We start from the raw sequence: 25,305 nt of genomic DNA, 5'->3' as shown, positions 1-25,305 counted from the left end.
ACGGCACGCTAAATATTCCTATTCCTGTTTTCTACCAATATTTAGTGCCTAACGGCACATTTAAACTCTTGATTAAGATTTATAAATCTACTCTTTATCAACTAAAAATCCTTACTGCTTTTTAAGTTTTTTAAATTAGGAAAGAAATCAATTCCGGTCATTTTTTCTAAAGTTTCAATAGGAACCACAAAATCATACAATGACTTATCACTATCCTGATTCGGAACCAGAAAAGCAATTGCCTTATGTTCTTTCCCGGTTTTAGCCAAAATAATTTTATAAAAATATTTAGGAACAGCTACTTTTTCTGTTCCTATTTTTTTATCCGAATCTTTTAAAATTCCTCCTGTTACAACATAAATATCATTGTATTTATCAGCCCAATAACGCGTTTTCTGTTCTAATCTATTCCAGATTCCGCTATTAAAATCATGATCCTGAGGCGAAATATTCGAGGTATAAAAGGTATCATTATACGCATTTTGATCAAATTCCATATCTCCGGCAGGACAAAGATGTCCTTTATCATAACCTGATTTTTTATAATTTCTCCAATCTGCAGAACCCGTCGTTACACTTGGATCTTCTATAAAATAGGGACGTTTATAATTTCCGTTTTTCAAATATTCTTTCTTCAATTCATAAGCCACCCATTCTGCCTGCTCAAATTTTTCATTATAAGAGAGTGTATAATATTGATGTTTTACAATTTGTTTGGTTGTCGAAGTGGGTAAATAGGAATAAGTATATAACGAATCTGTACTGCTTTGATTAGAGACAAAAGATGTTTGTGCTTCCTGCGATAATTCATTATCGTTGCTGATTTCTTTTTTACAAGACAATAACACAAAGCCAATTAAACCTAAAACAATATAATTCTTCATTCTTTTACTATTTTTATTTTTCTCCTAAAATTCAACTTCACCAAAAAGCCACTTCTTACAAAAATACAACCTAAAAGCGTACAAAAAAAACGCTCCAAAAAATTACATTTTCTGAAGCGTTTTCTAACAAATTAATTCTTTAAAGAATTAAGATTTTACTAATTTATCCTTTTTCATTTTAGGAGAAACAGATCCTTTTACAACACTACCTTTAGATTGTAAATCATCCAAAACATTCAATGCTTCTTCAACATAAACATCTTTAGATAATGCCTGATGCCACGCTTCTCTTTTCTCTTTTAAGGTTGCGTCACTTTTCATTTCAAGTTCTTCGTAAGGCAAAGATTTAAAAACCAGATTATTTTTGTAATCAGAAATTGGTTTGTATTTTTTACCTTCATTTTCAACTTGTTCCTGAGTCGCTTTAAAACTATTAATATTTAAGCTATAGGTGTTTTCTTTATTTTTAACATCAATCCATTTTGCATTATCTTCAATCAATTTGAATTGTGCATTTTGGGCGATTCTATCTTTACTATTTGCAATTGCTTTAGTAAAGTTCTCGTTTGATTTCCAGGTGCTATAATCTGCAGGATCTATTTTATCCCATGGCATAGCATTGTCGATATCACGTTCTCCCATTTTAAGGTAAGCATAACGATCCGGCATAACCACATCACTATGAACACCTTCTAACTGAGTCGAACCTCCGTTGATTCTGTAGAACTTTTGTCCTGTAATTTTCAAAGCTCCTAAATCACCATAATTCGCATTACGAACAAACTGATTTAAATCTAAAACGTTTTGAACTGTTCCTTTACCATAAGTTTGTTTACTACCAATGATAACACCACGTTTGTAATCCTGAATTGCAGCAGCCAAAATCTCTGATGCCGAGGCCGAGAAGCTGTTTACCATAATTACTAATGGTCCGTCCCACTCGATTTTTTTATCTTTATCGTATAGAACTTCTTTCTTTTTTCCTGCAGATTTTACCTGAACAATTGGTCCTTCTTCAATAAATAAACCAGCAATGTCCACTACTGTAGATAAAGATCCACCACCATCATCACGAACGTCAAGTACAATACCGTTGATATCTTCTTTTTTTAGTCTTTCTACTTCAAGAGCGATATCTTTTCCGGCATCACGACCATCTTTGTTTTCAAAATCGATATAAAATTTCGGCAAATAAATTACTCCGTATTTCAAACCGTTTCTTTCTACAATACTGGATTTAGCATACGTTTCTTCAATTTCAACGATATCTCTAACAATCGAAATCACTTTAATCGTTCCGTCTACTTTTTTAACCGTAAGTTTTACTTCAGTTCCTTTGTGTCCTTTAATTTTTTTCACAACATCATCTAAACGCATCCCTACAACATCTACAGGCTCTTCGTTTCCTTGTGCTACTTTCAAAATTAAGTCTCCTGCTTCCAGTTGTTTTCCTTTCCAGGCTGGTCCACCAGAAATTAACTCATCAATTTGAGTAAAATCATTTTTCTTAGTTAATCTTGCTCCAATACCTTCAAGTTTTCCACTGATATTTACATCAAAACGATCTTTTTCTTCAGGTGCAAAATAACTTGTGTGCGGATCAAAACGTGTCATGATTGAGTTTACATATACAGAAAACCAATCTTCTTTATTTAAATCTTTAATTAAACTAAAATTATCGTCTAATGATTTTAAAGAACTATCACGTGTTTCTTTTTCTAAAGTTTCAAAAGATTTTACTTTATAGTTAGCATCTGCTTTCTTTTTATCCTCTTCTAACTTCTGCTTTGTTACCAGCGAAGAAAGCGTCGATAATTTGATTTGTTTTCTCCATCTTTCATTGATTTCAGTTGCATTTTTTGCATAAGGCAACTTATCATAATCGGCATTGAAAGTCTCATCAACCTCGTAGTTGAAAGGCTGAGCTAAAATAGTCTTATAACGTTTTTTGCTTTCCTCCATACGTTTCATCAATCTTGTGTAAGTAAGATTGAAAAACGTTAAATCCTTATTCAAAAACTGATCATCTAATTGCAGCTCATATTGTTTGAATTCATCAATATCAGATTGCAAAAAGAATCTTTTTGAAGGATCTAATGCATCAACATAATCTTTAAAAATTCCTTTAGAAAATTCATCGTTTATTTCCGCCGGACTATAATGTCCTTTTTCGATAACAAATGCCAGTAATTCTAAAAGTGTTTTATCTCTGTTCGGGTCCGGATCTACTGACTTATCTGCATTAATTTTAAAAGCAAATAAGGTTAAAGACAAGCATAATACGGCTATAAGTATTTTATAATTTCTTTTCATAAACTTAATAATAGCATTCATCAAATTTTTTAATCTAAGTTAACGGTAAAAATTGTGCCAACATGCCAAGTTCGCTATAATTTTTTGTTAAAGATATAAAAATGTTTGAACCTTAAAAGTCTTCTTGAATTAAGTTTATAATTTTTGCTCATTTGTTAGTATTCTACCAAAATCAGTTACTACATTTGCTTTTACAAGCTTTAATTTTGATAAATCGAGATAAAAACCACAGCATGGAAAATGAAAAACCTTTAATATTAGTCACCAATGATGACGGAATTCTTGCGCCGGGAATCAGGGCTTTAATCAGCGTTATGGAAACCATTGGAGAAGTTATTGTAGTAGCACCAGATAAACCTCAAAGCGCAATGGGCCATGCCATTACAATAAACAACACTTTATTTCTCGACAAAATTTCGAAAGAAGAAGATCCTATAACAGAATATAGCTGCTCGGGAACTCCAGTTGACTGCGTAAAACTGGCAGTAAACGAAATTTTAAAAAGAAAACCTGATTTATGCGTTTCGGGAATTAATCACGGTTCAAACTCTTCTATAAATGTAATTTATTCCGGTACCATGAGCGCCGCTGTAGAGGCTGGTATAGAAGGAATTCAGTCCATTGGATTCTCCTTATTAGATTTTGACTGGAATGCTGATTTTGAACAAATAAAATCATTCGTTAAAAAAATAACTTTAGAGACGCTCAAAAATAAATTGCCTCCGGGTGTTGTTTTAAACGTTAATTTTCCAAAATTAAAAGAGAACGAGATTAAGGGAATAAAAATTTGTCGTCAGGCAAAAGCGTATTATGCACAGAAATTTGACAAACGACAAACTCCTTTTGGAAAAGATTATTACTGGCTTACCGGAAAATTTACCAATGAAGATCAGGGAGAAGATACAGATGAATGGGCTTTAGAAAACGGTTACATATCTGTAGTTCCTGTTCAGTTTGATTTAACGGCTCACCATTCTATGCAACAACTTAATACCTGGAATTTAAATGAATAAAAAAGACTTATTTATTGGTTTTATAGTCGGAATCTTTACGGCATTGTTGGGAAGTTATTTATTTATTACTTTCTTTACCAAATTTGATTTTGCAACAGGACTTCAAACCATAAAAAAAGAAGGTTATCTGGGAAAAGTAATTACTATAGGTACGGTTTTAGATCTTGCCGTTTTTTGGATTCTATTAAAAAGAAATGAAGAACTTAAAGCAAGAGGCGTTGTTCTGGCCGTTATTGTTTTGGCTATTTCTACTTTATTTATTTAAATCTTATCTTTGCTTTGCAAAAAAATGTTGTGTTTAAAAATCGAAACACACTTTCAATACCATTCCTATGAAATACTATATAATCGCAGGTGAAGCCTCCGGAGATCTACACGGTTCAAATTTAATGAAAGCTTTGTACGAGGAAGATCCTCAGGCCGACATTAGATTTTGGGGAGGCGACTTAATGCAAAAAGCAGGCGGAACTTTAGTAAAACACTATCGTGAATTGGCTTTTATGGGTTTTGTTGAAGTGATTTTTAATCTAAAAACGATTTTAAACAATATTAAAATTTGCAAAAAAGACATCTTAGAATTCCAGCCTGATGTTTTAATTTTCATTGATTATCCAGGGTTTAATATGCGAATTGCAAAATGGGCAAAAGCATTAAATTATAAAACTCATTATTATATTTCTCCTCAAATTTGGGCCTGGAAAGAAAACCGTATCAAAGCGATCAAAGAAGATGTCGATAAGATGTTTGTGATTTTACCTTTCGAAAAAAGCTTTTACGAAGACAAACATCATTTTCCTGTAGATTTTGTCGGGCATCCTTTAATTGATGCTATCCAGAATCAACCTGCGTTTGATGAGGCAACTTTTAGAGAACAACATCAATTAGGCGAAAAACCTATTATTGCCGTTTTGCCCGGAAGCCGTAAACAGGAAATCACCAAAATGCTGAGTGTTATGCTAAGCGTGGTGGATGATTTTCAGGATTATGAATTTGTAATTGCCGGTGCTCCAAGTCAGGATTATGAATTTTATCAGCAGTTTATAAAAAACAAAAACATTGCATTTGTTTCGAACAGAACCTATGATTTACTTCGCTCATCAACTGCGGCATTAGTAACTTCAGGAACAGCAACTCTGGAAACAGCTCTTTTTAAAGTTCCGGAAGTAGTTTGCTATAAAGGAAGCGCAATATCTTATCAAATTGCGAAACGCATTATTACTTTAAAATACATCTCGCTGGTTAATCTAATTATGGATAAGGAAGTTGTAACCGAATTGATTCAGAGTAAATGCAATACAAAACGTATTAAAGAAGAATTACAAAAATTATTAGAACCGACTTATCGCAAAAAATTACTTCAGAATTATGATATTCTGGAGCAAAAATTGGGCGGAATTGGTGCAAGTAAAAAAACAGCAAAACTTATTGTAGCTGATTTAAAATAATTAAAGATTTTTGGTTTGAAAAAAATACTTCTCATACTTCTTCTAGCAGTCTTTTTTACTTCTTGTAAATCGACATCAACTGCTGTGAGTAAAAAGGAATCGAAGACAGAAAACAGGTATGTAGTTAATAATTTAATCAAAAAAGCGACAGATAATATTGGTGTAAAATACAAAGCCGGAGGCACTACCAAAAGCGGTTTCGACTGTTCAGGATTGGTATATACCACTTTTGAGTCTGAGAATATTAAATTGCCAAGGCCTTCTTATGAACAGGCAAAAATTGGAAAAACAATTAAAGTCAGCGATGCTCAAAAAGGCGATTTAATCTTTTTTAAAACCAATAGAAGCAAACAAATTAATCATGTTGGCCTTATTACTGAAGTGAATTCAAATGAAATTAAATTTGTTCACTCTTCAACATCAAAAGGCGTTATAATTTCTTCTACCAAAGAGGCTTATTATCAAAATTCATTTGTACAAATCAACAGAGTTCTTGAGTAACTTCAATTAAACAAAATATATCTTTTTCTTACAAAATATTTAATACTTTTAAACCGTGAAAGTATTAGATTTACCGTTAACCAAAATTACAATTTGGTTTCTTTTTGGTATTTTGTTTTGTTATTATTGCCAACCATCATTAGATATCATTATTTCGGCATTTATTGTTGGCATAATTGTGTTTAAGATCTCGTTTTTTCTTATCAAAAGAAATAAACGATTCACTACTTTTTTTTGGAATCAATACTTCCGGAATTTATCCAACCAAAAACCAGCCCGATATTTTGATCCTTACGCAGTCTCCTAAAATAAACATGAATCGCATATTACGAGAATTACATCCGTGAATCATAATTGCCGATGCATCAAATTCTTATGCCATTCAGAAAATTTGGAAAACTACTTGCCTCAAAAACAATATCCCTTTTCATGCCACAAACGAAAATGGATTTTATAAATTAAACTTAGAATAAAATTAATCTCATTTAATCTCCATTTAATATCGTCTTAGCATCTGAGATCCATCTTTTTGCTCCGCCAACCTTATAATCAAGTAAACCAAGCTTGTTAATCATAGGCTTATTTCGTCTAATAGAGGCAGTAGCCAGGCAAACTTTAGGTAATTCCTCTATACCTAATGCTTCTTTTAGCTTAACATTTTGTTCTCTTTCTTCGGCAGATAAAGAAGCATCAGACAAATCAAGCTTTAATAAAATAATATTTTTAGCTGACCAATCTAAAAAGTCACGTGTTGCAAAAACTTCATTCTGAATACTCTGCGAAATTCCTGATGATGTAAAGAAAATCAAAAGCGGCTTTCTTTGTTCATCACACATTTTAAGAGCATCAACCATGTTTGTTTTCCAAACTAAATTTTGTGAATGCAAAAAAGAGCAACCCATAATACATAAAAAAATAAGTAGTTTTTGTCTCATATCAAACTCAAGTTTAAATTACATTTATTTTACTAATTTAACATAAATGATATAGAAAACACACCAACACGGAATTTAATTACTTTAAAAGTATCAAAAATAAGCAATCACCAATAAATCATTATTTTTTTGATGGTTTAACAAAAAATGGAGGCTTAATTAAATAAACTATTGATTAGCAGTACAAATAGTTTATAAAAAAAATATCCCTTTTCGTTTAAAAAACGAAAAGGGAATCTACAAATTAAACTAAGAAACTTAATTTAAATTTAATTTATTCACTAGGATGTAAAATAGCATTTGATTCTGCTATCCATGCTTTTGCACCACCCGGTTTATAGGCAATTTTTCCTAAAGCACTAAAGGTTGTTTTATTTTTTCGGATTGAGGCGCTTGCGAAACATACTTCCGGCAATTCCTGTACACCAAATGCATTTTTTAATTTGATATTCTGCTCTTTATCGCTTTGCTCAATAGTAGAGTCTGAAAGATCAAGTTTTACAAGAACGACATTGTCACGTGACCAGACTGCAAAATCCGGGGTTTTAAAAATTTCGTTCTGAAGATTTTCCGGTACACCTGAGGCAGTGAATAAAATCAGCATTGGTCTTCTTAGTTCATTACTTATGGCAATCGCATCAGTCATGTTTGTTCTCCAAACTAAATTTTGTGCTTGCAGAAAAAATGAACCTAAAAAAAATAGTAGGATAAGTAATTTTTTAGTCATAATCTAATTGGTTTTGGTTAGTATAGCATGACGAAATTAACATATTATTTTAATTTTCCAATTTTTATTAATACAAAAAATACATTATATGTTTTTTTAAACACAATAAAATATCAAAGTATCAAAAACACAAAAACAAATGAATAACTTTTCTTACTAAACAAAAAAAACTCCTTACGCAAACGTAAGGAGTTTCTATATCTATTAGAGTATATCTTCTTTTTTAAGATTTTTTCGGATGCACAATTCCTTCAGCAACTGTTAGCCAGGCAGATGGGCCTCCGGCAACGTATCCGGTTTGTCCCAGCCCTTTAAAATTTACTTTACCATCTTTTGCTTCAGCACTAGTAAAATAAATGGTAGGAAATCCCTGGATCCCGAAAGCTTGCTGCAACTCATTATTCTGATTTTTGATTTCAGGAGTCTGAGGCGTTCTTCTAGGATAATCCAACTCCACTAAAATGACATTATCTTTAGCCCATTTCGTAAATTCAGGTGTTTTTAAAACTTCATTTTGTAAACGAATACACCAACCACACCAATCACTTCCGGTAAAAAACATCAACATTGGTTTTTGTTCTTTATTACTTACCATAATCGCCTCTCTTACATCAGTATACCATTTTAGTTCTTGCGCCTGCATTGCAAATCCCCCAACTAAAAACAAGGCTATTAAAAATATTTTTTTCATGGTCTTTTTAATTTTTCACAAATTTAAACAAAAAAAGAATCCGTATACACGTCTACTTTACTTCTTGCATTAATTTCCTGATAATTGGCGAAATTGCCAATAAAATCAATCCTGCAACAAGCGAATAAATGGCCAGTTGATAGTATCCCTCTGTATAAGATTGCAGCTTAGAAACTAAAGTATCACCGGTATTTGATCTGGAAATTTCTGCTCCCAGCTTACCTGCAGCCAATTGCCCAAAAGCACTTGCCAGGAACCATAATCCCATCATCATCCCAAACAGTCTTTTTGGAGACAATTTTGTAATAATAGACATTCCGATTGGCCCTAAACAAAGCTCACCAATAGTAGTTATTAAATAAGCAAAAGTAAATACGTTCAATGAAGTGATTCCTTTAGAGTCTGCAAAGAATTTAGTTAGATAGAAGATATAGAAAGAAGCTGCAAGGAACAAAAATCCAATTCCGAATTTAATCAAGGTATTTGGTTCAATTTTTCGCTTTCCTAACCATATCCATAACAAACCAATAAGCGGACTTAAAACCACTACAAAAAAAGTATTCGAGCTATTATTAACAACGTTGGGATCTATTGTAAAAAACAATAATTTGTCATTTAGATTATCCTTTGCAAAAAGCGATAATGATCCTCCACTTTGTTCGTAAATAGAATTAAACAAGAAATAGAAAAACACAAACAGAAAAGCTGCAAAAAGCTTCTTTTGCAATTTAGCGTCTCCTAACTTAAACAATTCATAAACGAAATACAAAACGGCAACTGTACCAATCGTATACATGAAATAATCTGTATATTTAGTATTCTTAACCATTATAAAAATAAAAGGCAAACTCAAAATAGACAAAGCATATACCGCTATTTCACGAATTCTTCTTTTATTGGCATCTAAGTGCAATAATGGAGAATCCCCAATTGGTCCTAAATGTTTTTTAGTGAACAAAAAGGTAATTAAACCTAAAAACATCACAATTGCGGCTGATAAAAAACACAATTGCCACGAATAAAATTTCCCTAAATAAACACACAAAGCGCCTCCAAAAAGTCCTCCGACATTTATTCCGGCATAGAACATTCCGTAACCGGCATCCCTACGTCCATCGCTTTCATGATACAATTCCCCTACCATTGAAGAAACATTGGGCTTAAAAAAACCGGTTCCAATAATCGAAAAAGCAATTCCGTAATAAAAGAAATCATGAGGCGCGACGGCAATCAAAAGATTACCCAGAATCATAACGATTCCTCCAAAAAACAATGATTTCTTGAATCCTAAAACTTTATCTGCAAAAATACCTCCAATAAAAGTAAAGGCGTATACAAAAGCCTGAATAGCCCCATATTGCTCGCTGGCATGATCTTCTTTCAAAAAAAGCTGATCTACCATAAAAATAACCAAAACACCACGCATTCCGTAAAAACAAAAACGCTCCCACATTTCAACAAAAAACAAATACCATAATTGCTTTGGGTAATTGCCTTTAAAATTTTGAATTTCCTCTAAAGTGATCTTCTGCTCCATTTATTTATAAATAATTTAATTGATTCCTCGTTCTTTCATCACCTTGTTGAGCTGCTTTACCAAAACAAACATCAGTACAGTTGCAAACATTAACAATACAAAATTAACCCAAAAAAAGTTAGCTTTATTGTCGTACGTATCCCACATACTTGCCAAAACTCCGCTCAGCTTATTTCCTATAGACGTGGATAAAAACCAGCCTCCCATCATTAAGGAAGTAATATTAACGGGACTTAATTTAGATACTACCGATAATCCCATCGGGCTTAAAAACAATTCCCCAATTGTTATGATTCCGTAATTTGCCACCAGCCACCACGCACTGACTTTCTCTGCTCCATCATTACCAATTTGTACCGCAGCTACCATAACCAAAACAGACAGCGCCGAAATTAATAAACCAAAAGCAATTTTTGTAGGTGTCGAAGGTTCTTTCTTTCTGGATCGTAAAAAAGAGAAAAATGCAACAATTAAAGGTGTCAGTATAATTACCCAGGCAGGATTAATAGACTGACTTAAATTGGTAGCCCAAAGATGTACTTTGGCTCCTTCTGCAGGTAATTTTTCAGGAGCAACATTCCTAAAATATAAAGGGTAGTTTACTTCTGTCTCCACAACTCCGTTTGTTTTTTGCAAACGAAACTGATGATCGTAAACCTCAGTAGTTGATTTTTTATACTCTACTTCTTTGGCTAATTTTATTTTACCAACAAACTGACCAGCAGTTCCGGTTACTTCTCTATCTGTATAGCGATCTGCCCAGGTATTAAGCGCCGAACCATTAAGCTTAAATACGCCCCAAAATAAAATTACGACCCCAAAAATAGCTAAAAGAGCTCCAATTGATCTTTTATCTTCTTTTTTAGCTTTAAAATAAAGTGATCCGTAAAAGAAAACTATAGGAATACAGGCAAAAATAAAAGCATCTGTACTATCTGAGCCAAAGATATAACTGTCTAAATTAGTATCTGATGCAACGCCTTTTATCAACCAGCCAATAGCTCCAAAAACAAAAGAAGGTAACAGAATAAACAGGATAATTTTATAAAATGGCATATCGCCTTCCTGAACTCCTTTTTTCTGGTCATATCCTACATAATGTTTTGTGCCTAATAAAAACACAATAACACCTACAAACATTCCAACACCGGCAGCCATAAAAGCCCAATGCCATCCTAAAAGAATCTGCAATGCAGCACCAAAGAAATTACAAATAAAAGCCCCTACATTGATTCCCATATAGAAAATATTGTAGCCTTCATCTTTTTTATCTTTATATTTTTCTTCAGAATAAAAACTTCCTAATAATGTAGAAATATTAGGCTTAAAGAAACCATTACCTATAATCACCAAAGTCATGGCAATGTAAAGCACTGTTATATTGTGCACTCCCATTAAGAAGTAACCAATACCCATTAAAATTCCACCAAAAACAATAGATTTTTTGTAGCCTAAATACCTGTCAGCAACAAGACCTCCAATAAAAGGGGTTAAAAAAACTAAGGCGATAAAAGTTCCGTATAAATCAGAAGCTTCTTTCTCTGTCATTGCAAAACCATCCTTTACATCTTTTAGATATAAAGTAAAAATCCCGATCATTAAATAATAACCAAAACGCTCCCACATTTCAGATAAAAATAAATAAGGAAGTGCTTTTGGGTGTTTTTTCCACATAACTGTAATCTCTTTAAAATTAAAATTACCTACAAGCCTAAACCTGTAGGTAATTTTGATATATTATTAGTATTATTTATCGAACACCGTGCATCATCTTTTTCAAGAATGGAGTCAAAGCAAATAATATAATTGCCGCGATACCGGTTAAAACAACAAATACCATAAAAAATTCATATAAATTGTGGATTTCGAATCCTGCAAAAAAGTGATTGTGAGCACTAATCTGATGCTGATCTAATAAAGCTATCTGCTCTGGAGTTGGCGTGATTTTATTGTCTAAAACTGCCTGAAGATCGATTCCTAATTCTTTTGCTTTTGCAAATTTATCTCCTGTTGCAGGCAAGATAGAACCTAAAGTTCCTCCTAAAGCATAACCTGAAGCATTTGACAAGAAGAATACACCGTATAATAAAGAAGAAAAACGTTTTGGAGATAATTTACCTACCAATGATAAACCAATTGGAGATAAACATAACTCAGCACATGTATTTAAGAAATACAATAAGATAAGCCATTTTACTAATAACAACCCTGAAGTTCCGATATAAGAAACCTGAGTAGCAATCATGAAGAAACTAATAGAAATTACCACTAAACCTACGGCTAATTTTACCGGAGAGATTGGCTCTCTGTCTTTAGCTCTTAAAGTATCCCAAAGTATACTGAAAGGTACTGCTAAAATCACCACGAATAGTCCGTTGAAAATCTGAACCATCGAAGGAGGCATTTGCCATCCAAAGAAATTTCTATCAGTTTGGTTATCTGCAATAAAAGTTAATGATGAACCTGCTTGTTCAAAAGCCGCCCAAAAGAAAATAATAAAGAACGAAACGATATAAATTACAATAATTCTGTCTCTTTCGATTTTAGTTAAAGAAGTATCAGAGATAATTAATCCGGCCAATGATAAACCACTTGAGTAGATTAATGTATAGATTAAGTTCTGACCTACTCCATAATGAAAAAAGAATCCTAAAGCTACAAATGCAATTCCGGCGATAACCAAAGCTTTGTTAGAGAAGTTTGCTTTTTGCGCTTCTCCTTCTTCAAAATCAGAAGCATCATTTTTAGAAGGCAAACCTCCTAATGGTTTTCCTTCAGGAGAAACCACATATTTATTTTTCAAAAAGTAAAAAAGTAATGTCCCTAATAACATTGCTACAGAAGCCGCCATGAATCCCCATCTAAAAGCATGGATATCTCTAATTCCGCCAGCATCCTTAACATCTCCTAATAAAGGACAAATAGACTGACCTAAAAAAGCTCCGATGTTGATCCCCATATAGAAAATAGTAAAAGCACTATCTAATTTTGTTTTTTCCTGTTTAGGATACAAACTTCCCACCATACTTGAAATGTTTGGTTTGAAAAATCCGTTACCAAAAACAATAACTCCTAATGCAGAATACATGATAATTTTTGCCAAATCTAAATTAGATTCGAAAACACTACCACTGGTAAACAATAACATTTGTCCAATTGCCATTAACAATCCGCCTAATAAAATACAGTTTCTGTTACCTAAAAAACGATCGGCTACAAAACCTCCCAACATTGGCGTTAAATAACAAAGTCCAAGGAAACCTCCATAAATCAAAGATGCTTCTTCTTCCTTCATCAATAATGAATTCACAAGAAATAAAGTTAATAAAGCCCGCATTCCATAAAAGTTGAATCGCTCCCACATCTCCGTTCCAAACAATACCCAAAGTCCTTTTGGATGCGCAGTTTTTACTTGAGTTTCTCCCATATTATTTATTATTTGATTAAGGTTTAAAGTTTTAGATTATAAATTTTCTTTGATAAAGTTAGTCATTTTATTATAAAGCTGAATTCTCGTTGCACCGCCATAAATACCGTGGTTTTTATCCGGATATATCTGAGAATCAAATTGTTTATTGGCTTGAATCAACGCTTCCATCATCTGCATAGAGTTCTGCACATGAACGTTGTCATCACCTGATCCGTGAATCAATAAAAACTTACCTTTTAATTTACTAACGTGGTTTATTGGAGAGTTCTGATCGTATCCGCTGGCATTTTCCTGTGGAGTCTGCATGTATCTTTCTGTGTAAACAGAATCATAAAAACGCCAGTTGGTTACCGGAGCAACTGCAATCGCCATTTTAAACACGTCATTGCCCTGAAAAATACAGTTCGAAGCCATAAATCCACCATAACTCCATCCGAAAATTCCAATTCTTGAAGCATCAACATAAGGATAAGCTCCAATTACTTTTGCAGCATCAATCTGATCCTGAACTTCGTATTTCCCTAATTCTTTTTGAGTAACTTTTTTGAAATCAGCACCTTTAAAACCAGTCCCTCTTCCGTCAATACAAGCTACGATATAACCTTGCTGTGTAAGAGAGGAAAACCAATAATCATCAGAATTATTCCAATCGTTATTTACCTGCTGAGATCCCGGACCAGAATACTGGTACATGAAAACAGGATACTTTTTTGAAGGATCAAAATCTTTTGGTTTCAAAATCCAGGCATTCAATTCGTTTCCTTTAGCCGTTTTTAAAACAAAAAATTCTTTTGTTGGTAAATTATAGCTTTTCAATTTAGCCGCAAGCGCCTCATTGTTTTCGATAACCTGAATCTCTTTTCCTGTTTTAGACTCATTTAAAGTATAAGTCGTAGGTTGAGATGCACTTGAGAAAGTATTGATAAAAAATTGGAAGTTAGGACTAAAAGTGGCTACACTTGTTCCGACTTTAGAAGTTAAACGTACTTTACTTTTTCCGTCTAAACCAATTCTGTAGATATCTCTGTTAATAGAACCATTTTCTGTAGATTGGTAGAAAATAGTTTTGTTTTTTTCGTCGAAACCATAGTAAGATACTACCTCCCAGCTTCCTTTTGTAACCTGATTTTTAAGTTTTCCCGTTTTATCATACAAATAGATATGATTAAAACCGTCTTTTTCGCTTGTCCAGATGAAGCTATTATCTTTTAAGAAAGTCAAATTATCTGTAACATCTACATACGCTTTGTCTTTTTCATTCAGCACCACTTTTGCAGTAGCTGTAGTTCCGTCAACAAACAACAAATCAAGATTATCCTGGTGGCGGTTTAAAACCTGAGCCGATAATACGTTGTTATCATTTGTCCATTGCAACCTTGCAATATAAAAGTCATTATAATTATCTAATGCTACTTTTTTAGTGCTATTTCCGGCAGCATCATATATATGTAATGAAACTACTGAGTTTTTCTCTCCTGCTTTAGGATATTTGAACGTTTCGATAGTTGGGTATAAATCTTTATGAAACATCGACATCGAAAATTCCGGAACCTGGCTTTCATCAAAACGAATGTAAGCTAGTTTTTTACTGTCTTTACTCCAGTCAAAAGCCCGGACAAAAGCAAATTCTTCTTCGTAAACCCAATCCGTAATACCATTAATGATGGCATTTTTCCTTCCGTCAGTTGTAACAGCTGTAGATTTTTTTGAAGCTACATCGTATACATATAGGTTATTTTCTTTTGCATAAGCAATTTTAGTTCCGTCAGGCGAAAAAGTTGGTTCCTGAACCTGAAAATCAAAAAGCTTTGTAAGTGAATTTGTTGTTATATCATATAAAAAATAATCTGCTGTAAAAGAATGACGAAAGATTTTATTGGAATTACAGGCAATTAGAATCTTTTTTTCAGAAGCATCAAAAGTATAGCTGTCAATTCCATCGGCAAGATCCTTATGATTTTTTGTATCAATTAAGTTTGACACTTTTTTTAGGGTAGCAAAGTCATACAAATCAATCTGCATACTTCTACTCGCCTGATCTACATTTAAAACCGTGTATTGGTCTGTATTCTTTAGCGATTGCAACTCATCCATTCCTTTTGCACGAAATGCTCCGCTATAAATATCTTCGACAGTAATTTTTTGTTGACCAAAAACAGTAGCCACTAAAAATAAAAGTATTACAGTAATTTTACTCGTATTCATTGAGAATTATTTTAAATATAAAAAAGAGCCCAATTTTAGTAAAAAAAATGAACATAATACACATTTCAACTGTTAAATGTTAAAAAAAATAACGTTTGCGTACTTTTCAAATTTCAAATACATTGCAAACAAAACTCTTAAAATGGTATCTTTGCCGCAACATTATTATTTAAAATACTGAGAATGAACAACGCTGTTGCCGGATTTTCTAAATTATCCAAAAAAGAAAAAATAAACTGGATCGCCAATACCTATTTTTCAAGCCCTGAAGAAGCACTAAATATTATAAGAAATTACTGGAATTCAGACGAGAAGCTGCAGCAGTTACATGACGAATTCATCGAAAACACCCTTACAAACCTCTATATTCCACTTGGAGTTGCTCCTAATTTTTTAATCAACGGACAATACAAAACCATTCCGATGGCAATTGAGGAGAGTTCAGTGGTTGCAGCGGCCTCAAAAGCAGCAAAATACTGGTCGACCCGCGGAGGTTTTAAAGCCACTGTAATTGATACCGAAAAAATTGGTCAGGTTCATTTTACTTTCAATGGAGATGCAGAAAAACTACATTCTTTCTTTGATCAGATCAAACCAAAATTTTTCTCTGACACTCAAAGCATTACCAAAAATATGCAGCAACGTGGTGGAGGAATTTTAGATATAAAATTAAAAGACAAAAGAAGTTTATTAGAGAATTACTTTCAGCTTCACGCTACTTTTGAAACAAAAGACAGTATGGGAGCTAATTTCATTAACTCTTGTCTGGAACAATTTGCCACGACTTTAAAAGAGGAATTTCAGCATTCTGATTTATTTTCAGAAGAGGAAACACTAAAAGTGGTCATGAGTATTTTATCCAATTATGTTCCTAATTGTATCGTTAGAGCCGAAGTCTCCTGCCCTATTGAGGATTTAACAGAGAAACACATACCCAATCCACAAGAATTTGCGGAGCGATTTTTACAAGCGGTGCAAATTGCCGAAGTCGAACCTTTTAGAGCTGTAACCCATAATAAAGGGATCATGAACGGAGTCGATGCGGTAATTCTTGCGACCGGAAATGACTTTAGAGCTGTTGAAGCCGGAGTTCATGCATACGCGTCAAAAAATGGTCAGTACGCCAGTTTATCTCATGCTAAAATCGAGAACGGAATTTTTACTTTCTGGCTTGAAATCCCTTTAGCACTAGGAACTGTTGGGGGATTAACTTCTTTACATCCCCTGGTTAAACTATGTTTTGATATACTCGAAAAACCATCAGCAAAAGAATTAATGCAAATTGTTGCCGTAGCAGGTTTGGCACAAAACTTTGCCGCATTGCGCTCACTAACTACAACCGGAATTCAGGAAGGCCACATGAAAATGCACTTAAACAACATCATCAACCAATTTGAAGCTACCGAAGAAGAACGTCGTTTAATTAAATCTCACTTTAAAAAAAATGCTGTTTCACATAGCGCGGTTGTTGAATTTATTAAAAACATAAGAAAACAAAATAAATAAAATTCCAAAAATTACAGCCTACAAATAAATTCCAAATCCCAACAATAATTGGAATTTGGAATTTCAAATATTGGAATTTATTTTAAAATTGAAGCATGAAAAAAACCTATTACAGTAACGGAAAACTCTTAATAACAGGCGAATATTTAGTTTTAGATGGCGCCAGAGCTTTTGCATTACCCACAAAATTTGGACAAAATTTAATTGTAGAAAACGGTTCCAACCATGAAATTCAATGGGAAAGCTATGATTTTGACGAAAACATCTGGTATCAGGACACGATTTCTTTTTCTGAAATTACACATCCTGTCGATGCAAAAACTGAAACTGTAAAAACGACTTTGATTCAGATTTTACATGAAGCTTATCTTTTAAATCCTGATTTCATACATAATTCGGAAGGATACAAAATTAGCACACAACTTACATTTCCTAAAAAATGGGGACTGGGTACTTCTTCTACTTTATTAAACAATATTGCCCAATGGACCAATATTGATGCTTTTACACTCTTAAAAAACAGTTTTGGCGGAAGCGGCTATGATATTGCCTGCGCGCAAAACGACACTCCTATTGTGTATCGCCTGGAACAGAATTTGCCTATAGTAGAAACGGTACACTTTGATCCTGATTTTACCCAAAACATTTATTTTGTTTACCTTAATAAAAAACAAAATAGCAAAGCGGCAATTAATGCGTATTACAATAATAAGAACCAACATTTAACGCATAATATCATCGACAATAATAAAATCACCGATACTATCTTAAATGCAAAAACCGTAAAAGAATTTGCCCTTGCAGTAGAAAAGCACGAAATTCATATGAGTGATATTCTCGAAATACGCACTATCAAAGAAGTTGCTTTTCCGGATTTTAGCGGCGTTGTTAAAAGTCTTGGAGCCTGGGGAGGTGATTTTGTAATGGCAATTGCAAAAGAGGATCCAAAAGATTATTTTGTTTCAAAAGGATACGAAACGATTCTTACTTATGATGAAATGATATTACAGCAATAAAAAATATTTATCTGCAACCGATATAAAAGCAAAAAAGTAAACTATTCGTTTACTTTTTTTTTATTTTTACGATGTCTTCTCCAGATGTCTAACTTTTTGAGTTTCCAGTTCGTTTGATTCTATCAATGTATTGTGCAAACGTTCTGCCATTTTCTCGATACTGTTATTAATAGAATCATAAACAACTTCCATCCTGCGATGTTTCTCCTCCTTCACGGCTTTCAAAACATCTTCAACAAAAGCTTTTTCATATTTTTCAGCAACAGAATCACGAGTATTGGTAAGCCTGATCACATAATCGTTACTCATAATGGTAACTTTAAAATGCTGCTCTTCATTACTCAAATAATACTTACCTCCCAACTCATCACTATTGATATCAGTACTGCTAAGTTTTAAAAGCTCTGTAATTATTCCAAAAATATGATTTTCAATTTTAGAATAGACTCTGGGCCTTCTTTTCAACAAATTAAACATAAACATTAAATGCTTGATTATTAAAGTACTTGATCATTATTCTTTTGTAATTTTATTTAACAACCTTTAGATTAACAAAAATTTGTTAACATAAAAATCGGAACAAATTAACTGTAATATTTTGAATATCACAAACTTTTCACTTACATTTCTATTATTCCTATATAACTTAAGAAAAACGGAGTCATAATTATTACAAAAATTTTATTCAATATAAAAGAAAAACCCGAAACATTCATAAGAACGTTTCGGGTTTTATATTCAAAACCTTTATTTACTAAAGACTAGTAATTAAATTGTAATCTGTTATCTTCAATTTTAGCGTTAGCTTTCAATGCAGGTAAAATTCTGCTTGCATCTGATGCACTTTGCGCTTTTACTTTTGCTACATATTCTGCGTGATTTGCAGCAGCAGGTGCTTTTATAGTACTAATGTTTTTTACCACATATACTCCTGTATTTCCTTCGATTGGAGCAGAAATTTTGTTTGCTGTTAATGCAAATGCATTACCAACAACTTTAGGCTCTTGTCCAACTCCACCAGGCAAAACCGGATTATCCATAGTAACATTAGTTGCTTGTTGAACCGCTACACCAGCGCTTTTAGCTACAGCTTCGATAGTAGAACCTGTCATTTTAGCTTTTAACATTTCAGCTTTTTTCTTGTTTTTCAAGATCGACTCAACGTATGGTCTTGCTACTGTTACAGATACTAAACCTGATTTGTTTTCGCTTTTGTATTGAGCAATTACGTGTCCGATATTAGCGATCTCAAAACGTTTTACATCTCCAACACTAGTTTCTTTGTCATAAGCCCATCTGATGATGTTACGTTGGTTTCCTAAAGGACCAAACGCTTCATCCATAGCTTTTGCTGTTACAGGAGGAGCTACTTTCAAACCTAACTCTTTTGCTGTAGCATTAAAATCTTTCTTAGCAGCATCCATTTCGAATTTAGTTGCTAATGTAAATACTTTATCAGAAGTAGCTTCAGAAGGCTCGATTTTTTGAGCAATTGTAGCTAAACGAATTCCGTCTTGTTTATCAGTAATTTTGATAATGTGAAATCCAAAAGGAGTTTCTACTAAACCAACTTTTCCAATTCCGTTATTGAATACAAAATCATTGAATGGTTTTACCATTTGGTTTGGACCAAAATAACCTAAATCACCACCTTGTTGTGCAGATGAATCATCAGAACTTGTAAAAGCCAACATCATGAAACTATCTGGATTTGCCTGAACCTGAGCTAAAATTTCTTCTGCTTTAGCTTTAGCTTCTTCTTTAGTTCTTTTTTCTTTTTGGTTTGGAGTCTGAGATCCTTCATAACCAATTAAGATATGACTTGCTTTTGCATTTACACCAGCTTTAAATCCTAAAGATTTAGAAATAGCATAGTATCTTCCGTAAATGTATGGTCCGTAAATTGCTCCTGCAGGCAAACTGAATAATTTATCAGCATCAACAGCTGGTAAAGCATTTTTAGGAACATAAGTAGAGTCATAAGGAACATCAGAATTTGAATTTACAAATTCAGCAATGTTTGTTGCATTTCTAAAACCTGGTAAAGTATCGTTTTTACCAGTTTTTGCGTTATATTCTACTCTTCCGTTTAATAAAGCAGTGATTTTAGATTTGATTTCAGCTTCGTCTTCTTTTGAAGCTTTGTCTTCTACTAAAACATATTGAATTTCACGAGTTGCATCCGCTTTGAATTTTTTCTCGTTTTTCTTCATATAATCTACAATTTCTGAATCAGAAATTTTCACCTCGCTATCTTTAATTGAAGAATATAATGCAGCAGCATAAGCAAAGTTTACTTTGTTAGCTTCCATTTCATATTTCAATTTTCCTTCGCTAACTGTAGTATAAAGACCTGCTTTTACTAATGTGCTGTAGATTTGGAATTTTGCGTTTAATTCAGCATCTTTTTCTTTTTCAGAAATAAATTGTGCCGCTTCAGGATTAGCTTTAAAGTATTCTTTAAATTTCGCTACATCAAAAGCACCAGCAGCATTTAGGAACATTGGATTTTTACCAATGTTTGGATCTGATTTTAAAACTTCAAGTAAGTGTTTCTCACCTACTCTTAATCCTAATTTATCAAACTGAGAAGATAATAATGCGATTGAAACTTCTTGATCCCAAACTCTGTTTGCAGCTTCAGTGGAAGTAATCCCTTGTCCACTTTTTTCAACATTACTAACTTTAACTCTAAAGTCTTCAAATGAAATATCTTTTCCATCGATGCTTCCTACATCTTTTGAACTTTGACCGAAACTTCCTCTAGTGAATAGATCTTGTATTATAAATGCAAATAATGCAAGTGCAATAACTCCTATCAATAAAGCGGAACGCTGTCTAATTTTTGCTAAAACTGCCATTTTTATTATCGTTAATTTTATATTCAGTTTGCGAAAATACAATTATCTAGTTAATAACAATACAACTAGCGTTTTATTTTACACAATTTTTTTCATTAATTAAAAAAATCACTCTTTTATTGTCAATTTAACCAATTCAATTTTCTTATTTGTAGCTTCTTCAATCACAAAATGATAGCTGTCAATCACTATTTCTTCGCCTTTTTGGGGGATTTCTTTTGTCGAATTAACAATAAAGCCACCTAATGTTCCGTAAGAATCTTCTTCAGGAATATTCAACTTATAGGTTTCATTAAGATATTCGACATCTAACCTTGTCGAGAACAAATACTTACCGTCGCCCAGCTCCTTTTCGATCAGTTCTTCTTCCTCTGAATCATGTTCGTCTTCAATCTCTCCAAAAAGTTCTTCGACTATATCTTCTATCGTTATTATCCCGGAAGTTCCGCCATATTCATCCAAAACAACCGCTACGTTTTTTCGTTTTTTAATCAACGCATTCAAAGCGTCTTTAATCAAAATCGTTTCCGGCACAAATTCAACAGTCATTAAAACTGATTTTATTGTTTTTGGTTTTTTAAACAAATCAAATGAATGCACATAACCCACAATGTCATCAAGAGAGTTTTGACTGACGACAATTTTAGAATATCCTGTCTCTATAAATAAGGCTTTAAGATCCTCGATACTGTCAAATAAATCTATATCGACTATTTCTGTACGGGGCGTCATAATATCACGCGCTTTTACGCCTGAAAACTCTAATGCGTTCTGAAAAATCTGAATTTCAGAATCGACTTCTTCATCATCTTCGACAGAATTCATTTGCTCTGTGATGTAATTTCCAAGCTCAATTTTACTAAAATACAACTGAACCTGATCGCCTTCTGTTTTGAAAAATTTTCGCAATACAAAATCCGAAATCCAGATAAAAAAAGTAGAGATATAATAAAACAATCTGTAAAACAGATAGGCAGGAATTGCAAAAATCTTAATTAATGAATTGGCATAGATTTGAAAAAACACCTTTGGGAAAAATTCTGCCGTTATCAAAACAACAAAAGTCGAAATTATCGTCTGAACCAATAAACTGGTGAAATTAGAAAAATGAAATCCTAAATTGCCGATACATTTTAGAATTAAATCTCCCATAAAAAAACCATACACAACCAACGCTACATTGTTACCAATAAGCATTGCAGCGATAAATTTTGAGGGATTCTCTGTAAGTTTGGTTAGGATTTGGGACAAAAAATTATCTTGTTTTTTTTCGATTTCAAGATAAATTTTATTCGAAGAAATAAAAGCGATTTCCATTCCTGAAAAAAAGGCTGATAGTATTAAACATAGTATTATAATACTAATTTCCATTTTTTACTGTTTTTTATAATGATCATCAAATTTCTTTGCATATTTTCTCCTGAAGAAAAACATAAAAACACTTACACCTGCGATTATAAAGCTCAACCATGGATTTTCACCAGGCGAATATAGCTTCGTAACTCCATCATAAATGAAAGCAGCTGCAATTAATAAATAAAGATATTGCGTGTATTTTAAAATGCCCATAATTATAATTTTTCGTCTGATTCAAATTCACCGCTAACACGCTGCGAATTAATCACTTTAAAGTCTTTACTAAAATCGATTCCCTGACCGTAAGAAATACCTTTAGCATCTGTAAGCTTAAATTTTCTTTCGGTATAAAACCATTCGTTTTTCTGGTCAAAATACAACTGCTCAGTCTCAAGCATCTGACCGGTTTCTGAAGTAATCTTAACCTTTCCCTGCAAATCTATTATACCGGTTAGTTTATATGAAACTGCATAATTTGATACTATAAAAGTACGCTTTTGTTTTTTATCATATAAAGTAACATCAATTCCTTTTGGGAATTCTGTAAATGGAAAATCCAGATTAGAGTAATCTAACATCTTAGGGCTTTTCAAAACACCTGTTATAAGTCCGGAATCTGTATATTTTATATTTACAGTATCTGCATCACTCCCGGGAACAAACTCTGAGAAGTTAATTTTTTGAACTTCTTTAAAATTACTTTCGCATCCAAAAAACAGTGTCACAGTAAAAACTGTGACAACTGCTATAATATATCTTTTTGGTAAATTCATTTGCCAAATGTAGTAAATTGTATGAGCTTATAAAAACACAATTTTTATGCTTAATTGAATTTACTTTTAACGAACCATCTGTCATTGAAAGAAAAACTCAAACTAAAGTTGAAATAATTCTCCTGAACTAAAGCTGCAGAGGTTGTTCCTCTTTTACCAAATTCAATTCCAACGTTTACGTTTGAAAAAGTTCCGCCACCAATTGGGATTCCTGCTCCTAAAGACATCCCGAGATCATTAATTGACTCGTTATTAACAATTAGACCTAATTTCTCATATTTCAAACCGGCTCTATAAGTAATTCTGCTTAAATAACTGGTAAAAGAAGCATAGTTAGGAATAAAATATCCACCCACTGCATATTTTTGATACCTTTCGTAACGTACGTTAGGAGCAGCATTATAATAATTAGCCAATTCTCCGTTACCCTGAAAAGCAAGTGTAGTACCTACTAACCATTTTCTTGCCTGCCCAATACCGGCACCAATTGTAATTTTATTTGGTAGTTTTAATTCATTTTCCTGCGAAGGAACCTCATAAGGATCAGGATCGCCGTCTACAGCAATAACCCTGGTACTATTAGAATTTAGAGTACTTGCAAAAGTATAAGCTAAGCTGGTAAATACACTTAATTTTTTATTGATTTTTGTTTGATACATGGTACCAATATTAAAACTAACACCTGACAATTCAGAAGCATTAGTTTCTCTTGTGCCATTTTGAACTCCTGTAGCAAGCTCTATAGTTGTAGTCGTGATTTTACCAAAATTATATTGCACATCACCTCCAATATTCCACTTAGGTGTAATTTTATACCCTAAACCAAGGAAAACTTTATTCACACCACCTTTTCCCTGAAGCTGTGAACTTGTTCCGTCTGGTATTGCTGTCTGGTCATTTAAGATTCTATAGTCAACAGAAGTTACAGGAACCAAACCAAAAGCCGCCCCAAATTTTCCCATTGGGATACCTAATGCCAAATAATCAAAAGTAGATCTTTGAGATTTTGCAGATTCTTCTGTCGTTTTTAGTTTTGCGCTTCCAAAAGTTCCCCCTACTGTAAAAGTAGTTTGTCTCAAACTGGCATAACTTGCCGGATTTTCAATATTCAAATGGATACTATCCTGCTCTACCGAAACTCCTGCCATAGACCTATTTTCAAGAGTTCCTTTAAATCTAACATCACCAATTCCGAAGAAAGAATAAGGAGACGCACCCTGTTGAGCAAATGAAACGAACGAGATAAGCAAACAAGCGCTTACTATAATTTTTTTAATCATTGTCGATTTTTATATTGAAATGTTTGATTCAAACTTTCTAAAAGGAAATTTGAATTGGCAAATATGGTATTTTTTAATCGTTTAGCCAAAAAAACTGCATCACCTCCCGTTAAAATTATTATAAAATTTGAAAAGTTTGCCCGATATTCATCGATAAAACCATCAATCTCATAGACGAACCCATTTGCAACTCCGGAGTGAATGGCCTGTTTTGTTGAGTTTCCTATGTAGTTTTCAGGCGTTTCAAAAGTCAGTAAAGGCAACTTGGCCGTGTAGTTATGTAATGCCTCATAACGCAATCTTAAGCCTGGAGAAATTGCTCCGCCTAAATAATTATCATTTTCGTCGATAAAATCGTAGGTAATGCAAGTTCCCGCATCGATCACCAACCTGTTTTGTTTAGGAAACTGCAAAGTAGCTCCCGAAGCCAAAATCATCCTGTCGATTCCTAAAGTTTTTGGAGTAGCATATTTATTTATAAAAGGAAAAGCATCTTCATGGGTGAAAAAATGAACATTCAAATCCTTTTCGAAAGCCAAAAAAGATTCTTTTTCTATTTTTCCGACCGATGCAACGACCAAATCGGAGCAGTTTGAAAATTTTTTTAAAATTTTTTTAATTTTTTCTTCAAGCTCATTTTTCTCAAAAACAAAATTTTCAAGAACAGTACTCTCCTCAAAAACAGCAGCTTTAATTCGAGTATTACCAACATCAATTGTTAAAATCATATTTATTTCTTTACCATTGCGAAGATACGAATTGATTTTTTTAAAAAAATGTTTTGGATAAACGAAAAATGATTCTATCTTTGCACCCGCATTGAGCACAAGAC

22 protein-coding genes are annotated in these 25,305 nt (G+C 33.1%); 6 read left to right on the top strand and 16 right to left on the bottom strand.

The features are described 5' to 3' along the window. Positions 1-101: 101 nt before the first annotated feature. Positions 102-884, bottom strand: a complete 783-nt coding sequence (locus tag IRZ78_RS07195; protein ID WP_194615884.1) for a DNA/RNA non-specific endonuclease — start codon at positions 882-884, stop codon at positions 102-104. 147 nt (positions 885-1,031) lie between these two features. After that, positions 1,032-3,218 carry a carboxy terminal-processing peptidase gene (locus IRZ78_RS07190; protein WP_194615883.1) on the bottom strand — a complete coding sequence of 729 codons (2,187 nt, stop codon included), beginning with the start codon at positions 3,216-3,218 and terminating at the stop codon, positions 1,032-1,034. A 212-nt stretch (positions 3,219-3,430) separates the two neighbouring features. Here IRZ78_RS07190 and surE point away from each other — a divergent pair, with 212 nt between their 5' ends. From surE to IRZ78_RS07170, 4 genes are all read left to right on the top strand, one after another. Beyond that, positions 3,431-4,210, top strand: coding sequence for a 5'/3'-nucleotidase SurE (gene surE, locus IRZ78_RS07185; protein ID WP_194615882.1), 780 nt, complete (start codon positions 3,431-3,433; stop codon positions 4,208-4,210). After that, on the top strand, positions 4,203-4,475 hold the full coding sequence (locus IRZ78_RS07180; RefSeq protein ID WP_194615881.1) for a hypothetical protein: 273 nt from the start codon (positions 4,203-4,205) through the stop codon (positions 4,473-4,475). The genes surE and IRZ78_RS07180 overlap by 8 nt, the downstream gene beginning before the upstream one ends. A gap of 67 nt (positions 4,476-4,542) precedes the next feature. Next, positions 4,543-5,655, top strand: coding sequence for a lipid-A-disaccharide synthase (gene lpxB, locus IRZ78_RS07175; protein ID WP_194615880.1), 1,113 nt, complete (start codon positions 4,543-4,545; stop codon positions 5,653-5,655). Positions 5,656-5,670: 15 nt separating this feature from the next. Beyond that, entirely contained in the window at positions 5,671-6,156 is a 486-nt protein-coding gene (locus IRZ78_RS07170) for a C40 family peptidase (protein WP_194615879.1), read from the top strand. Positions 6,157-6,641: 485 nt separating this feature from the next. Here the strand turns inward: IRZ78_RS07170 and IRZ78_RS07165 are convergent, their stop codons facing one another. From IRZ78_RS07165 to IRZ78_RS07135, 7 genes are all read right to left on the bottom strand, one after another. Beyond that, the gene (locus IRZ78_RS07165; RefSeq protein ID WP_194615878.1) at positions 6,642-7,091 is read right to left on the bottom strand and encodes a thioredoxin family protein; all 450 of its coding nucleotides are present in this window, start codon (positions 7,089-7,091) and stop codon (positions 6,642-6,644) included. 274 nt (positions 7,092-7,365) lie between these two features. Beyond that, positions 7,366-7,818 carry a thioredoxin family protein gene (locus tag IRZ78_RS07160; RefSeq protein ID WP_173970838.1) on the bottom strand — a complete coding sequence of 151 codons (453 nt, stop codon included), beginning with the start codon at positions 7,816-7,818 and terminating at the stop codon, positions 7,366-7,368. Between the two features lie 223 nt (positions 7,819-8,041). Then, positions 8,042-8,509, bottom strand: coding sequence for a thioredoxin family protein (locus IRZ78_RS07155; RefSeq protein WP_194615877.1), 468 nt, complete (start codon positions 8,507-8,509; stop codon positions 8,042-8,044). A gap of 52 nt (positions 8,510-8,561) precedes the next feature. Then, on the bottom strand, positions 8,562-10,046 hold the full coding sequence (locus IRZ78_RS07150) for a peptide MFS transporter (protein WP_194615876.1): 1,485 nt from the start codon (positions 10,044-10,046) through the stop codon (positions 8,562-8,564). Between the two features lie 15 nt (positions 10,047-10,061). After that, entirely contained in the window at positions 10,062-11,720 is a 1,659-nt protein-coding gene (locus IRZ78_RS07145) for a peptide MFS transporter (RefSeq protein WP_194615875.1), read from the bottom strand. Positions 11,721-11,796: 76 nt separating this feature from the next. Continuing rightward, positions 11,797-13,473 carry a peptide MFS transporter gene (locus IRZ78_RS07140; protein WP_194615874.1) on the bottom strand — a complete coding sequence of 559 codons (1,677 nt, stop codon included), beginning with the start codon at positions 13,471-13,473 and terminating at the stop codon, positions 11,797-11,799. A 36-nt stretch (positions 13,474-13,509) separates the two neighbouring features. Further along, a complete protein-coding gene (locus IRZ78_RS07135) occupies positions 13,510-15,681 on the bottom strand; it encodes a S9 family peptidase (protein ID WP_194615873.1) in 2,172 nt (723 codons plus the stop codon). A gap of 183 nt (positions 15,682-15,864) precedes the next feature. On the opposite strand from IRZ78_RS07135, the gene IRZ78_RS07130 reads away from it, so the two are divergent. Both IRZ78_RS07130 and IRZ78_RS07125 read left to right on the top strand, forming a co-directional pair. Further along, positions 15,865-17,187, top strand: a complete 1,323-nt coding sequence (locus tag IRZ78_RS07130; protein WP_194615872.1) for a hydroxymethylglutaryl-CoA reductase, degradative — start codon at positions 15,865-15,867, stop codon at positions 17,185-17,187. Positions 17,188-17,282: 95 nt separating this feature from the next. Further along, positions 17,283-18,203 (top strand): GYDIA family GHMP kinase, encoded by a 921-nt coding sequence (locus IRZ78_RS07125; protein WP_194615871.1) that lies wholly within the window; start codon positions 17,283-17,285, stop codon positions 18,201-18,203. 66 nt (positions 18,204-18,269) lie between these two features. Here IRZ78_RS07125 and IRZ78_RS07120 read toward each other — a convergent pair whose 3' ends face one another. From IRZ78_RS07120 to IRZ78_RS07090, 7 genes are all read right to left on the bottom strand, one after another. Beyond that, complete coding sequence (locus IRZ78_RS07120) at positions 18,270-18,680, bottom strand: hypothetical protein (protein ID WP_194615870.1); 411 nt, start codon at positions 18,678-18,680, stop codon at positions 18,270-18,272. Between the two features lie 284 nt (positions 18,681-18,964). Beyond that, positions 18,965-21,064, bottom strand: coding sequence for a peptidylprolyl isomerase (locus IRZ78_RS07115; RefSeq protein WP_194615869.1), 2,100 nt, complete (start codon positions 21,062-21,064; stop codon positions 18,965-18,967). Positions 21,065-21,172: 108 nt separating this feature from the next. After that, positions 21,173-22,435 carry a hemolysin family protein gene (locus tag IRZ78_RS07110; protein ID WP_194615868.1) on the bottom strand — a complete coding sequence of 421 codons (1,263 nt, stop codon included), beginning with the start codon at positions 22,433-22,435 and terminating at the stop codon, positions 21,173-21,175. Positions 22,436-22,438: 3 nt separating this feature from the next. Continuing rightward, positions 22,439-22,633: a hypothetical protein gene (locus tag IRZ78_RS07105; protein ID WP_194615867.1), complete on the bottom strand. Its 195-nt coding sequence runs from the start codon at positions 22,631-22,633 to the stop codon at positions 22,439-22,441. A gap of 2 nt (positions 22,634-22,635) precedes the next feature. Continuing rightward, positions 22,636-23,193 carry an LPS export ABC transporter periplasmic protein LptC gene (gene lptC, locus IRZ78_RS07100; RefSeq protein ID WP_194615866.1) on the bottom strand — a complete coding sequence of 186 codons (558 nt, stop codon included), beginning with the start codon at positions 23,191-23,193 and terminating at the stop codon, positions 22,636-22,638. Between the two features lie 50 nt (positions 23,194-23,243). Further along, entirely contained in the window at positions 23,244-24,473 is a 1,230-nt protein-coding gene (locus IRZ78_RS07095) for a hypothetical protein (RefSeq protein ID WP_194615865.1), read from the bottom strand. Next, positions 24,470-25,201, bottom strand: a complete 732-nt coding sequence (locus tag IRZ78_RS07090; protein WP_194615864.1) for a type III pantothenate kinase — start codon at positions 25,199-25,201, stop codon at positions 24,470-24,472. Before IRZ78_RS07090 ends, IRZ78_RS07095 begins: the two co-directional genes overlap by 4 nt. Positions 25,202-25,305 lie beyond the last annotated feature (104 nt).

The organism is Flavobacterium sp. CSZ, from assembly GCF_015350725.1.
GTDB lineage: Bacteria > Bacteroidota > Bacteroidia > Flavobacteriales > Flavobacteriaceae > Flavobacterium.
Note: the sequence above shows the minus strand (reverse complement) of the source record. Positions and strands in the feature narration are given on the sequence as shown.